Genomic DNA, 12,699 nt, shown 5'->3' on the forward strand with positions numbered 1-12,699 from the left:
CGTCTGCGGCTCTCTAACCCGGGAGCTAGAGAGCCGCAGACGAGGTCATCGGGTCCGCAGGACCCGCGGCGGCGGGGGCGCGACCGGCGCGTCGGAGGAGTCCTCCAGCACGTCGGCGGCCGAGCCGACGATCAGCGGGTCGGGGATCCCGACGGCGTCGTCGTCCTTGCCGTCGTAGTCCAGCCGGCGGAGCACGTGCCGCATCGCCTCGAGGCGGGCGCGCTTCTTGTCGTTGCTCTTGATGACCGTCCACGGCGCGTGCTCCGTGTCGGTGTGGAGGAACATCGCCTCCTTGGCCTCGGTGTAGGCGTCCCACTTGTCGAGGCTGGCGAGGTCGGTGGGCGAGAGCTTCCACTGCCGCACCGGGTCGATCTGCCGCACGATGAAGCGGGAGCGCTGCTCGCCGCGGGAGACCGAGAACCACAGCTTGAACAGCCGGATGCCGCTGTCGACGAGCATCCGCTCGAACTCGGGGGCGTCGCGCATGAACTGCCGGTACTGCTCCTCGGTGCAGTAGCCCATCACCCGCTCGACGCCGGCGCGGTTGTACCAGGAGCGGTCGAACATCACGATCTCCCCGGCGGCGGGCAGGTGCTGCACGTAGCGCTGGAAGTACCACTGGCTCTGCTCGCGCTCGCTGGGCTTGTCGAGGGCCACGGTGCGGGCGCCGCGCGGGTTGAGGTGCTCGGTGAACCGCTTGATCGTGCCGCCCTTGCCGGCGGCGTCGCGTCCCTCGAAGACGATGACCAGCTTCTGGCCGGTGTCCTTCACCCAGCCCTGCAGGTGCAGCAGTTCGATCTGCAGCCGGCGCTTCTCGATCTCGTACTCCCGGCGCTCCATCCGCTCGGTGTAGGGATAGCCCTCGCGCCAGGTCTCGACCCGCTGCCCGTCGGGACCGAAGAGCTCGCGGTCGTCGTCCCAGTCCTCGTCGCTGTCCTCGTCGGGCAGCGAGTTGAGCCGCCACTTCGACAGGTCGAGGACCTCGGCCGCGCGGGGCACCAGGACCGGCGGGTCGTCCGCCTCCGGCGCGGTGCGGTCGGGAAGGCTGTCGGGCTGCACGGGTGTCTCCTCCCGGGCGGGGACAGGGACGTTCCCGGCCCTACCCGGTGCGGGCCAGGACAGTCCTACGCCGGCGGCAGGGCGACCGGCCGGGCCGGCCCGGGACGCGCCGGCCCGGGCGCGCCGGACTCCAGCACGTGCGCGACCGCGTACTCGGCGAGTGCGGCCAGCGCCCGCGCGTCGTGCCCCGGCTCCAGCGCGGACAGCAGGTGGACCTCCAGGACGCCGCTGCCGGCTGGGCGGACGGCGACCGGGCAGACCGCGGCCTGCGCGTCGACGGCGGGGGCGAGGGCGCGGGCCCGGAACCGGCCGGGGTCGTCGGCGGTCGCGCCCGTCCCCGGGGAGGCGGTGACCGTGGCGCCCGCGCGCAGCAGCGCGGTCACCTGGCCGCGGACGGCGCCGCTGCCGTCGTCGTCGACCAGCAGCCCGCCGCGGCGGGCCAGCACGCGCAGCAGCGGCCGGGCGGCCAGCGCGGCGTCGACCACGGGGGTGCCCGGGACGACGGTGGCGAGGGCGAGCACGTCGGCCCAGCCGGAGGCGTTGGCCACCACCAGCCGCGGGCCGCGCGGCCAGGCGACCGGCGGGTTGACGACGCGCACGCGCAGGCCCTGCGCCAGGAGGAGGTCGGCGGCGGTGCACACCCGCAGGCGCTGCTGCCGGCGGTCGCCGCCCCACGGAGCGGTGGCGGCGCGGACGGCGGTCCGGGCGAGCACGGGGGTCATCGCGCCGCGGGCAGGGGTGCGGACGGGGGTCGGCGTGCCGGAGTCCATCGGTCCTCCTGGAGGCGGGACGGGGTGTCCGCACGCCAGGGTCGCCGCCGCAGGTGTCCGCCGGATGACGGCGACGCGGAGACCGCGGGTCGATCGGGGGAACCGGTCGGCACGCGCCGGGGCCCGGGACCGGCGAGCGCCGGCCCCGGGCCCCGGGTGGGTCGCGGTCAGTCGAACAGCACCGAGGACACGACGTCGTACAGGTGGGTGTTCGGGTAGTAGCCGGTCAGCTCCTCGCTGCCCGGTCCCTCCGCGGTGACGACGGTCGGGACGCCGGTGTGCGAGGTCGTCGTCCAGTCGAGGGCGAAGTCGTAGGCGCCACCGGTGCCGGCGACGACGAACGGGCCGTCCTCGCCGGACTCGGTGTCGCCCGCGATCGACGGGTCGAGCGTGCCGCCGGGGCCGCTCTCGTCCTCGGGGTCGACGTCCTCGATGGTCAGCCCACCGCACTCGTGGTCGCCGGTGACGATCAGCAGCGTGTCGGGGTGCTCGGCCACGTAGGCGCGGGCCACCTCGACGGCGTCGTCGAGGGAGCGCATGGCCTCGAGCATCCGGGTGCCGTTGTTGTTGTGGGCCATCTCGTCCACGGCCTCCTCCTCGACGAGCAGGAAGAAGCCGTCCTCGTCCTGGGAGAGGACGTCGAGGGCGCGGGTGGTCATGTCGGCGAGCGAGACGACCGGGTCGAACTCGTCGCCCTGGCCCTCGGGCCGCTGCTGGAACATCTCCTCGTTGGCGAACAGCCCGAGCAGCAGGTCGGAGTCGGCCGCGGCGAACTCCTCGGCGGTGCTGACGTACTCGTAGCCGAGGTCCTGGGCCTGCGCGACGAGGTCGCCCTGCGTGCTGCGGGACACCTCGGGATCCTCCTCGTCACCGGCCCGGGGCGGGTAGGTGCCCTCGTCCCCGGCGGGCAGCCACCAGTCCTCGCCGCCACCGAGGATCACCTCGGGCCGGCTGACCTCCAGGTACTGACGGGCGATGTCGTCCTGCGCGGCGCGGTCGGTGCTGTTGGCGAAGAACGCCGCGGGCGAGGCGTCGGTGACCTGCGCGGTGGTCACGATCCCGCCGGCCAGGCCCGCCTCCTCGACCTGCTGGCCGATGGTGGGCAGGGGGTTGCCGTCGACGTCGACGCTGATGGCGCCGTTGTAGGTCTTCACCCCGGTGGCCCACGCGGACGCCGAGGCCGCCGAGTCGGTGACGGTGTCCTCGGGGTCGCGCGCGTCGGTGGTCTGCAGACCGGCGATGGGCAGCTGGTCCATCGCCAGCTGGCCGTCGAAGCCCTCCTGGTCGAGGCGTCCCGCCTCGCGGTGGGTGGCGCCCATGCCGTCGCCGTTGACGAAGATGACGCTGCGCGGGTGCGCGTTGGCGTTCCCGTGGCCACCGCCGTGGCCGTTGCCGTGCCCGTTGCCGTTCCCGGGCCCGCCGGCGAACGCGCCGGTGAGCGGGAGGAGCGCCAGCGAGCCGCCCGCCACCGCGACCATGGTGACCGTCCGCAGCCGTCCTGCCCTCGTCGTGGTCATGGCCGTCCTCTCGTCCGGGTCCCCGGTACGGCGGACGCCGCCCGGGGTGGCCCCACCGTGCGGTGTGACCCGCGTCACCACCGGGCAAGGACGGGGGTGCGCCGGCTGTGTCGCGGCCCGTCCGGGCAGCCCGTGACGGACCGGATCCTCACAGCGACCGTCCAGCCGCCTCCCAGGACCGGGGGACCGCCCCGGTACGTGCGAGATCTGCACGCTCGGGGTCCTCCGGCCCTCGAGAGCCCCGAGTGTGCAGATCTCGCGGGGAGGTCAGCGACGGCGCAGGCCCCGCAGGGTCCGGACGGCGACCAGCAGCTCGGGCAGCTCGTGCCGGTCGCCCGCGGCGATGTCGGCGAGCTGCGCGGCGGCCCGGCGCTGGGCGGGCTCCCAGCCCTCCACCCACGCGCCCACCAGCGCGGCGGCGTCCGTGGCGGGCGCCGGCCCCCGCCCGGTGAGCACCTCGACGGCGAGCTCGGCCTGCTCGGCGGCGAGGTCGTCGCGCAGCGCGGCGCGCGCCATCGACGGCCAGCGGCGGTCCCGGGGCAGCGCGGTGACCAGCTCCCGCAGCGGCACCAGCGACAGCCGCTCGGCCAGCTCCTGGGCCACGCGCCCGGCCAGCTCGATCGGCGCGCCGGTCCGCTCGGCGACGACGACGAGGTCCAGCGCCGCCGGCAGCAGCGGCGCGGCCGCGACCTCCCCGGCCAGCTCCGCGGGCACGCCCGCGGCCTGCAGCCGCTGCGACCGCTCGGCGTAGGAGGCCGCCTCGTGGCCGAGCAGCCAGCCCGGCAGGCCGGTCCGCACCGCGGCCACCGGGGCGGCGAACCGGTCCGTGACGGCGGTGATCCCGGCCGCGGGCCGGCCGCCGAGCTCGGGCAGCCGCAGCAGCCAGCGCGCCGCCCGCTCGGCCAGCCGGGTCGCCTCGGTGCGCAGCTCCACCTGCACCGGCGCGGGCACCCGGTTGTCCAGCGGCCGGACGGCGTCCCACAGCCGGTCGACGTCGAACACCGCGCGGGCCACCGCGTGCGCCCGGACGACGGCGGCGAGGTCCAGGCCGGTCTCCTCGCCGAGCCGGAACAGGCCGGTCACGCCGGCGGTGTTCACCGACCGGTTGGTCAGCGCCGTGGCCACGATCTCCCGGCGCAGCGGGTGCGTGTCGACCTCCGCGGGGAACCGCTCGCGCAGCGCGGCCGGGAAGTAGTCGCGCAGCAGCCGGGCCAGCGCGGGGTCGTCGGGGAGGTCGGACCGCAGGACGGCGTCGCCCACCTCGAGCTTGGCGTAGGCCAGCAGCACCGACAGCTCCGGGCTGGTCAGCGCGTGCCCGTCGCGCCGCCGCTGGGCCAGCGCGCGGTCGTCCGGCAGCGCCTCGACGGCCCGCACCAGCCGCCCCGAGCGCTCCAGCGCCCGCAGGAACCGCTCGTGCGCGTCGAGCAGGCTGCGCGAGGAGGTGACCTCCACGGCCAGCGCCGCGTTCTGCGCGTGGTTGTCGCTCAGGACCGCGGCGGCGACCTCGTCGGTCATGTCGGCCAGCAGCGCGGCCCGGCCGCCCGCGTCGAGCTCCCCGGCGTCGACGACCCCGTTGAGCGCGATCTTGATGTTCACCTCGTGGTCGGAGGTGTCCACGCCCGCGGAGTTGTCGATGGCGTCGGTGTTCACCCGCCCGCCGGCCAGGGCGTACTCCACCCGCCCGCGCTGGGTCAGGCCGAGGTTGCCGCCCTCCCCCACCACCCGCACGCGCAGCTGGCCGCCGTCGACGCGGACGGCGTCGTTGGCCTTGTCGCCGACGTCGAGGTGGCCCTCGGTCGCGGCCTTGACGTAGGTGCCGATGCCGCCGTTGAACAGCAGGTCCACCGGCGCCAGCAGGACCGCGCGGATGAGCTCGACCGGCGAGAGGGTGTCGACGTCGTCGTCGAGTCCGAGCGCGGCGCGCATCGGCTCGCTCACCGGCACCGCCTTCGCCGTCCGCGGCCACACGCCGCCGCCGGGGCTGATCAGCGCGGGGTCGTAGTCGGCCCAGGACGAGCGCGGCAGGTCGAACAGCCGCCGGCGCTCGGCGAACGACGTCGCGGCGTCGGGCGTGGGGTCGACGAAGACGTGCCGGTGGTCGAAGGCGGCCACCAGCCGGATGTGCTGGGACAGCAGCATCCCGTTGCCGAACACGTCGCCGGACATGTCGCCGACGCCGACGACGGTGAACTCCTGGCTCTGCACGTCGACGTCGAGTTCGCGGAAGTGGCGGGTCACCGACTCCCAGGCGCCGCGGGCGGTGATGCCCATGGCCTTGTGGTCGTAGCCGACCGAGCCGCCGGAGGCGAAGGCGTCGCCGAGCCAGAAGCCGCGCTCGAGCGCCACGGAGTTGGCCAGGTCGGAGAAGGTCGCCGTCCCCTTGTCCGCGGCGACGACGAGGTAGGCGTCCTCGCCGTCGTGGCGGACGACCCGCTCCGGGGGCACGACCTCGCCGCCGACCAGGTTGTCGGTCAGCGAGAGCAGGGCGCCGATGAACAGGCGGTAGCAGGCCTGGCCCTCGGCCTGGACCTCCTCGCGGGTGGCGCCCTCGGGTGGCGGGTTGCGGACGACGAAGCCGCCCTTGGCGCCGGTGGGCACGATGACGGTGTTCTTGACCATCTGCGCCTTGACCAGGCCGAGCACCTCGGTGCGCAGGTCCTCGTGCCGGTCGGACCAGCGCAGCCCGCCGCGCGCGACCGCGCCGAAGCGCAGGTGCACGCCCATCACGCGCGGGGAGCTGACGAACACCTCGCGGGCCGGGCGCGGCTCGGGCACGTCGGGCACGGCGTGCGGGTCGAGCTTGATCGCCAGCGGCCCGCCCGCGTAGTAGGTGGTGCGCTGGGTGGCGGTGACGGCGGCCAGCAGGCTGGAGAGCACGCGGTCGGCGTCGAGGGTGTCGACCCTCCCGATCGCCTCCCGCAGCGACGCGGCGAGGTCCTCCTGCCGCCGCGCGCGGCCGGCCTCGCGGTCGGGCGAGAAGCGGGTCTCGAACAGCGCCACCAGCCGCGCGACGACGTCGGGGTGCGCGGCCAGCGTCGTCTCCACGTACCGCTGGCCGAAGGGCAGGCCGGCCTGGCGCAGCCACTGCACGTAGGCCCGCACCACCGTCACCTGCCGCCAGTTCAGCCCGGCCAGGAGCACCAGGGCGCCCAGGCCGTCGTCCTCGGCGTCGCCGCGCCAGACGGCGGCGACCGCCTCGGTGAACCGCTCGGGCAGCGACCCGGGGAAGGGCAGCTCCCCGCCGGGGGCGGTGAGCCCGAAGTCGTAGATCCAGGCCGGCGGGGCGCCGATCCGGTCGATCTCGTAGGGCCGCTCGTCGACGACGTCGACACCCATGTGCTGCAGCACCGGCAGGACGTCGGAGAGCAGCAGCCGCTCCCCCACCCGGTAGACGGTCAGCCGCGGCTCGGCCTCCCGCGGGCGGCGCAGCCGCAGGCCCAGCTCGCCGGGCGCCAGCGCGTCGAGGCGGGCGAGGTCCTCGACGGCCGTCGTCGCGGAGAAGTCCTCCTGGTAGGCGGCGGGGAAGGCGTCGGCGACGCGGGCGAGCACCTGGTGGGTGTCCTCGCCGTAGCGGGCGGAGAGGGCCTCGGTGAGGTCGTCGAACCAGCTGCGCGCGACGGCGGCGAGCTCCTGCTGCAGCGCGTCGACGTCGACCTCGGGCAGCGCGGGCGTGCCGCCGCGGGTCACCGGCACCCGGACGACGAAGTGCAGCCGGGCCAGCACCGACTCCGTCGAGCGGGCGGTGAACTCGATGTCGCGCCCGCCGAGGCGGGACAGCAGCAGCTGCTGCATCGCCAGGCGGACCTCGGTCGTGTACCGGTCGCGCGGCAGGTAGACCAGCGCCGACCAGAACCGGCCGAAGGGGTCGCGGCGCAGGAACAGCCGGGTCTGCCGGCGCTCCTGCAGGTAGAGGACGGCCAGTGCCACGGGCAGCAGCTCGGCGCCCGTCGCCTGGAACAGCTCGTCGCGCGGGAGGGTGTCCAGGACGTCGACCAGCGTCTTGCCGGTGTGGCTGTCGGCCGGGACGCCGGAGCCCTCGACCACCTGGGCGACCCGGCGGCGCACCAGTGGCACGTCGCGGACACCGGCGGCCGACGCCGTGCCCGGGAACAGCCCGACCAGCCGGTGCTGGCGGGCCGGGCGGCCACCGGCGGCGGGCACGGTGACCGCGACGAGGTCCAGCCACGCCCGGCGGTGCACCGTGGAGCGGATGTCGGCCTTGGTGACGGTGACCAGCGAGGGGCCGAGCGGGCCGGCCGCCTCGGGCAGCGCCGCCGCGGTGTCGCTGCGCAGCACGCCCAGGCCGGTGCCGGGGACGGCGCGCACGTCGTCGCCCACCTCGGCGTCGCGGGCCCCGAGGAAGACGAAGTTGCCGTCGGCCAGCCAGCGCAGCAGCGCCGCGGCCTCGGCGGGGTCGTCGGCGGGGTCTTCGACCTCGGCGCTGCCCTGCTCCTCCAGCCGGGTGGCGAGTTCGAGGGCGCGGGCGGCGGTGCGCGGGGCGTCCTCGTCGACCGCGCGCACGTCGGCGAGGACGGTGCGCAGCCCGGTGACCAGGTCGCCGGCCGCCTCGTCGTCGAGCGGGCCGTCCAGGACGACGGCCATCCAGGACTCGGCCAGCGCGTCGGGGCCGCAGCCGGCGGCGGCGGTGCCGGGGCTGTCGCAGAAGGCGCGCAGCGCGCCGGACACGTCGCGGCGGACGACGACGACCGGGTGGACGACGTGCTGCAGGCCCGCGCCCTGGCGGACCACCTCGGCGGTCACCGAGTCGACGAGGAAGGGCATGTCGTCGGTGACGACGAGCAGCAGCCCGCGCCCGTCGGGGAGCCGCTCCACGACGACCGTGGCCGAGCCCTGCGGCCGGACGGCGGCCAGGCGCAGGTGGCGCAGGGCGAGCGCGGCGAGGTCGGCCGGCTCGTGCCCGAGGACCTCGGCGGCCGGCTCGCTCCAGTAGTAGCGCTGCAGGAGGGCCGGGAGGTCCGCGGGGCCGCAGCCGGTGGGCAGGGCCTCGTCGGGGCTGCCGGCCGCGGCGTCGGCGGCCGCGTCGGCCGCCTGCGCCAGCAGCGCCCGCTTGCGGTCGTTGGCCTCCTCGAGGGCGACCAGCCCGGGTGGGACCCCGTCCTCCGGTCGGCCGGGGACGACGGTGTCCACGCCGGTGGTGCTCATGTCCAGCGACGCTAGTGCGGTCGCGCGCCCCCGTCAGCGCGACGCGACCGGCCACGCAGGTGACGTGCTGGAACGGCCCCGCTGCAGGGGCCCGCCGCGAGCGTGCGAGCGGGGGGGCAGCGGGGCCCTTACCGGTCGAGGACCTGGTCGGCGACCCAGCTGACGACGGCGAGGACGAGGCCGCCGAGGACCGCGGTGCCGAACCCGTCGACCGACAGGCGGTCGGAGAGCGCGGCGGTCAGGCCGAGCAGCGCGGCGTTCACGATCAGCAGGAACAGCCCGAGGCTGAGCAGGATCGCCGGGAAGGACAGGAACCGCAGGACCGGTCCGACGAAGGCGTTGACCACCGCGAAGAGCAGCGCCACCCACAGGAAGGTGCCGCTGACGCCGAGCGCGCCCTCCTCGTTGCCCTCGATGTCGATACCCGGCAGCAGCCGCGTGAGGCCGTAGAAGGCCAGGGCCATGATGACGACCTTGAGCGCGAACCTGATCACGGGCGCCACGCTAGCGGCGCTCCCTGGGAGCACCCCTCGTCTGCGCTCGTCTAGCCCTCTCTCGCGTCGGCGCTAGACCACCGCAGACGGCTCACGACACGGGCGTCTGCGTGTAGAGCGCGAGCCGCCAGCGGCTGCCGTCGCGGACGTACAGGCTCGTCATGGCGCCGGTGAACGGCTCGCCGTCCTCCTCCCGCCAGGCCCGGCCGGTGTAGACCAGCGCCGCGGCGTCGTCACCGGCGGCCACCACGCGGACGTCGACCAGGTCGTAGTGGTGCCACGGCGGGGAGGCCCCCAGGGCCCCGACGACGGCGTCGCGGTCCATCACCGCGCCGTTGGCCAGCACCATGGCGCCGTCCCCGGTCATGACCTCGTCGTAGAAGGCGGCCGCGGTCCCCTCGCACAGCGCGTCCCAGCCGCGCCGCTCGAGGGCCAGCAGGTCCCGGATGACCTCGTCGTCCATCCCGGGAGCCTGGCCGAGCGTGCATCTCCGCGGAAGTGCGTGACACGCGCTAGGCGGTTCTACCGATCTCTAGGTCGGCGGCTAGACGGGGCCATACGGTGCTCGACGTGGATCCCGTCCGGAACCCCTACGCGCCCGGTGCCGGCCAGCGCCCGCCCGAGCTGGCCGGCCGCGACGACGAGCTGTCGGCCTTCGACGTCGTCCTCGAGCGGATCGCCCGGGGCCGACCCGAGCGCTCGCTGGTGCTCACCGGGCTGCGCGGCGTCGGCAAGACCGTGCTGCTCAACCAGCTGCGGTCGGCGGCGATCAGCCGCGGCTGGGGCACCGGCAAGATCGAGGCGCGGCCGGACCAGTCGCTGCGGCGGCCGGTGTCCTCGGCGCTGCACATGGCCCTGCGCGAGCTGCGGCACCCCGACCAGGAGTCGATGGACGCCGTCCTCGGCACGGTGAAGGCCTTCGCCCAGCGGCTGACGCCGGCCGACGCGAAGCTGCGCGACCGCTGGCAGCCGGGCATCGACGTGCCCGCCACCACCGGCCGCGCCGACTCCGGTGACATGGAGATCGACCTGGTCGAGCTGCTCAGCGACGCCGCCGGGCTGGCCGCCGACGTCGGCAGGGGCGTGGCGCTGTTCATCGACGAGATGCAGGACGTGCAGGCCCCCGATGTCTCGGCCATCTGCGCGGCCTGCCACGAGCTGTCGCAGCAGGGCGCGCCGCTGATCGTCGTCGGCGCCGGACTCCCCCACCTGCCGGCGGTGCTGTCGGCGTCGAAGAGCTACTCCGAGCGGCTGTTCCGCTACCTGCGCATCGACCGCCTCGACCGGCCCGCCGCCGACCGCGCGCTGCTCGCCCCCGCCGAGCGCGAGGAGGTCACCTTCGAGCCGGCCGCGCTCGACGCCCTCTACGCCGCCGCCGACGGCTACCCGTACTTCGTGCAGGCCTACGGCAAGGTCACCTGGGACGTCGCGGCCGCCTCGCCGATCACCGCCGCCGACGTCGCCATGGCCGCGCCGGTGGCCGAGACCGAGCTCGCCGTCGGGTTCTTCGGCTCCCGCTACGACCGCGCCACCCCGGCCGAGCGCGAGTACATGCACGCCATGGCCGAGCTCGGCGGGCCGGCCGGCACCCCGGTCGCGACGTCGGAGGTGGCCGCGACGCTGGGCCGCAAGCCCGCGTCCCTGTCCCCCGCGCGCGACTCGCTGATCAAGAAGGGCCTGGTCTACTCCGCCGAGCGCGGCCAGATCGCCTTCACCGTCCCCCACTTCGGCCGCTACCTCCTCCGCCACCCCGACTGATCGCCCGCCGGGCGGCAGAAATGGCCATTTCTGCCGCCCGGGTGGTTGCTGGAGGCGGCCCACTGGGGAGCGCGACCCGACGGGCCCATCTGCGCGTCGCCCGGTGGCACGCTGGCGCGATGGCCGGGTGAGGCCGGCCCCTGGCGGACGAGCGGAGTCCCTCATGATGGTGTCCGAGCGGGAGAACCGGGAGATCGAGGCGGCCAACTCCTCCGGCAGGCCCCCGGTCGTCCTCGTCCACGGTCTCTGGCTCCTGCCGAGCAGCTGGGCCGTCTGGGTGGACTTCCTCGAGCAGGCCGGCTTCGCGCCGCTGACGCCGGACTGGCCGGATGACCCGGGGACGGTCGCGGAGGCCCGGGCGAGGCCGGACGTCCTGGCCGGGAAATCCCTCGGGCAGATCGCCGAGCACACCACCGAGGTCGTCCGGGCCCTGGACGCGAAGCCCGTCGTGGTGGGGCACTCGACCGGTGGCCTGGTGGCGCAGATGGTCGCGGGCCGCGGCCTGTCGGCGGCCACGGTGGCGATCGACCCCGGCGTCTTCCGCGGGGTCCTGCCCCTGCCGGTCTCCGTGCTCAGGGGGGTGGGCCCGTTCCTCCTCGACCCGCGCACGCGCGGCCGCGCGATCACGCTCTCGTTCGGCCAGTTCCGGTACGGCTGGGCGAACGCGCTGGACGAGACCGAGGCGAGGGAGCTCTACGACACGTTCCACGTCGCCGGCTCCGGGATGGCACTCGTGCAGATGGGCAACGCGAACATCAACCCGAGGACCGAGGCGAGGGTGGACACCAGGAACCCCGACCGCGGTCCCCTGCTGATCATGGACGGCGAGAAGGACCACACCGTGCCCTGGGCGATCGCCAACGCCGCCTACAGGCTGCAGCGGCGCAACCCCGCCGTGACGGAGATCGTGAGGGTCCCGAACCGGGGCCACTCCCTCACGATCGACCACGGCTGGCGCGAGGTCGCCCAGACGGCACTCGACTTCGTCCAGCGAGTGACCTGAGTCGTCCCTCCGCGGCGACCGGGGAGTTCCGTGCACGCAGCGCGACCGCGGAGGCCGCCCGACGACGACACGTGCACTCGGCGCCACACCGCCCGGGCGGCAGGAATGGCCATTTCTGCCGCCCGGACGGTTGCTGGCTACAACGGCGGGCACCCGAGCGGCCCGTGCCGGGAGCTGTGGAAGCGGGTCTGTGGGGGCTGCTGGGCGGAGCCGCCCTCGTGCTCGGGGCGCTGGTCGCGTGGTTCGTGCGCGTGCCGCAGGCGGCGATCGCGTCGGTCATGGCCTTCGGCTCGGGCGTGCTCATCTCCGCCGTCGCCTTCGACCTCATGGAGGAGGCCGCCGAGACCGGCGGGCTGGGCCCGACCGCGGTCGGCTTCCTCGGCGGCGCGGTCGCCTACCTCGCGGCGAACATGGCGCTGGCCCGGCGCGGCGCCCGGCACCGCAAGCGCTCGGGGGACCAGCAGCCGTCGGAGGACGAGCAGGGCGGCAGCGGCGCGGCCATCGCCGTCGGCGCCCTGCTCGATGGCGTCCCCGAGTCGGTGGTCCTGGGCCTGGGCCTGCTCGGCGGCGGCACGGTGAGCGTCCCGGTGCTGGCCGCCGTCTTCATCTCCAACGTGCCCGAGGGGCTGTCCAGCGCCGCCGGCATGAAGGCCAACGGCCGCTCGGCGCGGTACGTGTTCGGCGTCTGGGGCGGCATCGCGGGAGCCAGCGGCCTCGCCGCGCTCGTCGGCTACGCGGCGCTCGGCAGCGCCCCGCCCGCGGTCATCGCCGTCATCACCGCCGTCGCGGCCGGCGCGATCCTCACGATGATCGCCGACACGATGATCCCGGAGGCGTTCGAGCGGACCCGGACGTGGACGGGCCTGATCACCACCGCCGGGTTCCTCGTCGCCTTCGCGATCGAGCGGCTCGGCGCGTGACCGGGCAGGGTGGGC

The 12,699-nt window shown here is 75.3% G+C and carries 9 protein-coding genes; 3 read left to right on the forward strand and 6 right to left on the reverse strand.

Annotation, left to right across the window (positions count from 1 at the left end):
• Positions 1-45: 45 nt before the first annotated feature.
• The 6 genes from ppk2 to FN207_RS03525 form a co-directional block, all read right to left on the reverse strand.
• Positions 46-1,059, reverse strand: a complete 1,014-nt coding sequence (gene ppk2, locus FN207_RS03500; protein WP_246065723.1) for a polyphosphate kinase 2 — start codon at positions 1,057-1,059, stop codon at positions 46-48.
• Between the two features lie 65 nt (positions 1,060-1,124).
• A complete protein-coding gene (locus FN207_RS03505) occupies positions 1,125-1,829 on the reverse strand; it encodes a lysophospholipid acyltransferase family protein (protein WP_142456923.1) in 705 nt (234 codons plus the stop codon).
• A gap of 167 nt (positions 1,830-1,996) precedes the next feature.
• Positions 1,997-3,346 (reverse strand): alkaline phosphatase, encoded by a 1,350-nt coding sequence (locus tag FN207_RS03510; RefSeq protein ID WP_142456924.1) that lies wholly within the window; start codon positions 3,344-3,346, stop codon positions 1,997-1,999.
• Positions 3,347-3,613: 267 nt separating this feature from the next.
• A complete protein-coding gene (locus FN207_RS03515) occupies positions 3,614-8,509 on the reverse strand; it encodes an NAD-glutamate dehydrogenase (RefSeq protein ID WP_142456925.1) in 4,896 nt (1,631 codons plus the stop codon).
• Between the two features lie 128 nt (positions 8,510-8,637).
• Positions 8,638-9,003 carry a phage holin family protein gene (locus tag FN207_RS03520; RefSeq protein ID WP_142456926.1) on the reverse strand — a complete coding sequence of 122 codons (366 nt, stop codon included), beginning with the start codon at positions 9,001-9,003 and terminating at the stop codon, positions 8,638-8,640.
• 91 nt (positions 9,004-9,094) lie between these two features.
• The gene (locus tag FN207_RS03525) at positions 9,095-9,466 is read right to left on the reverse strand and encodes a nuclear transport factor 2 family protein (protein ID WP_142456927.1); all 372 of its coding nucleotides are present in this window, start codon (positions 9,464-9,466) and stop codon (positions 9,095-9,097) included.
• A gap of 107 nt (positions 9,467-9,573) precedes the next feature.
• Between FN207_RS03525 and FN207_RS03530 the strand changes: the two genes are divergently transcribed.
• The 3 genes from FN207_RS03530 (at position 9,574) to FN207_RS03540 (ending at position 12,684) form a co-directional block, all read left to right on the forward strand.
• Positions 9,574-10,761, forward strand: coding sequence for an ATP-binding protein (locus tag FN207_RS03530; protein ID WP_142456928.1), 1,188 nt, complete (start codon positions 9,574-9,576; stop codon positions 10,759-10,761).
• Between the two features lie 163 nt (positions 10,762-10,924).
• Positions 10,925-11,764 carry an alpha/beta hydrolase gene (locus FN207_RS03535; protein ID WP_142456929.1) on the forward strand — a complete coding sequence of 280 codons (840 nt, stop codon included), beginning with the start codon at positions 10,925-10,927 and terminating at the stop codon, positions 11,762-11,764.
• Positions 11,765-11,940: 176 nt separating this feature from the next.
• Positions 11,941-12,684, forward strand: coding sequence for a ZIP family metal transporter (locus tag FN207_RS03540; RefSeq protein WP_246065725.1), 744 nt, complete (start codon positions 11,941-11,943; stop codon positions 12,682-12,684).
• Positions 12,685-12,699 lie beyond the last annotated feature (15 nt).

Source organism: Geodermatophilus aquaeductus, from assembly GCF_900182545.1.
Lineage (GTDB): Bacteria > Actinomycetota > Actinomycetes > Mycobacteriales > Geodermatophilaceae > Geodermatophilus > Geodermatophilus aquaeductus.

What these genes read in the sequence shown, in the direction of transcription:
- FN207_RS03505 (WP_142456923.1), bottom strand. Translation starts at nt 1,829, where the DNA reads ATGGACTCCGGCACGCCGACCCCCGTCCGCACCCCTGCCCGCGGCGCG.
- FN207_RS03510 (WP_142456924.1), bottom strand. Translation starts at nt 3,346, where the DNA reads ATGACCACGACGAGGGCAGGACGGCTGCGGACGGTCACCATGGTCGCG.
- FN207_RS03515 (WP_142456925.1), bottom strand. Translation starts at nt 8,509, where the DNA reads ATGAGCACCACCGGCGTGGACACCGTCGTCCCCGGCCGACCGGAGGAC.
- FN207_RS03525 (WP_142456927.1), bottom strand. Translation starts at nt 9,466, where the DNA reads ATGGACGACGAGGTCATCCGGGACCTGCTGGCCCTCGAGCGGCGCGGC.
- FN207_RS03535 (WP_142456929.1), top strand. Translation starts at nt 10,925, where the DNA reads ATGATGGTGTCCGAGCGGGAGAACCGGGAGATCGAGGCGGCCAACTCC.